Annotated in this window: 3 protein-coding genes; all 3 read right to left on the bottom strand. The window is 73.9% G+C overall.

The window, feature by feature from the left end:
- The coding region (locus D8M34_RS18150; protein ID WP_126894717.1) for a hypothetical protein at positions 1-296 on the bottom strand (296 nt) is incomplete at its 3' end.
- Between the two features lie 18 nt (positions 297-314).
- A complete protein-coding gene (locus D8M34_RS18155; protein WP_126894718.1) occupies positions 315-515 on the bottom strand; it encodes a hypothetical protein in 201 nt (66 codons plus the stop codon).
- 213 nt (positions 516-728) lie between these two features.
- Positions 729-938: hypothetical protein (locus D8M34_RS19125; RefSeq protein WP_202976294.1), on the bottom strand; the 210-nt coding region annotated here is incomplete at its 5' end.

A 938-nucleotide genomic window follows, 5' to 3' on the forward strand; every position in this document is an offset into this window, starting at 1 on the left:
GGGGGGCGGCGGTGGCGGTGGAGTTGGGCCGAGGCATCGGCGGTGTCGAGGGGGGTTGCGACCGCGGGGGGACGGGCGAGGTCGAGGTCGCTCAGCATGGCCGAGGGGCGGCGGAGGGGTGCGGCCCGCGGTGGGGCGGGCTCGGGGAGGACTGCGCGGGCCTCGGTCAGGGCGAGGGGGGGGAGGTGGAGCGGGATCCCGCGCTGGCGGGGGTTCGGGATCCATGCCGCCGCGCGGAGGTGGCCGCGGACGAGGGCGGCCAGGGCGGAGGCGTCGAGGACCTTGCCGCCGATCACGCGTGGGTCATGCCGTGTTCAGGCAGCGTCGTCGACGGGCAGGGTCCGGCGGATCTCGGCGTCTCCGGGCCAGTCCAGGCCCAGGTCGGCGTAGATCGCGCGGTAGTGCTCCAGCGACGGGGCGCCATGGCGCGAGACCATCCGGGACACGACCGCCGCCGCGCGGCCGTCGGCGTCCGGTGAGGGGGCGCCGTGCGCGCGGTGATCCTGCTGAGACACTCGATGATGGTAGCGCGTTCCCAGGGGCGCAGAAGACGGGCGCGCGATTCTCAGACCGCGGCGGAGGCGGCCGGTGCCGTGTGCGCCTACCGGTCTGGTCCTCCGGTGGGTGAGCCCCGGCGAGGCAGGCGCCGCCGGCCGGGATCGGTCGGTGAGCGCTGGACACGGCTGCCGGCGCGAGTCGATGGTCGTGCGCTTGGCCAGAGGACCCGGTCAGCTGCGGTCGAGGCGAGCGAGGATCTGTTCCAGCATGGTCTGGCTGGCGTCGAGGCGTTGGCTCAACGCGGTGATGCGTTCGGAGACGGTGTCGATGCGGTGCTCGGCGCCGGTCAGTCGCTGCTCGACAGCGACGGTGAGCCCGTCGACCTTGCCGTCGACGGTGTCGATCTTCTCCTCCACACGCGTGCTGATCTCGTAGAGGGA

The sequence above is a fragment of the Microbacterium sp. HSID17254 genome (genome assembly GCF_003989315.1).
In the GTDB taxonomy this organism is placed as follows: Bacteria; Actinomycetota; Actinomycetes; order Actinomycetales; family Microbacteriaceae; genus Microbacterium.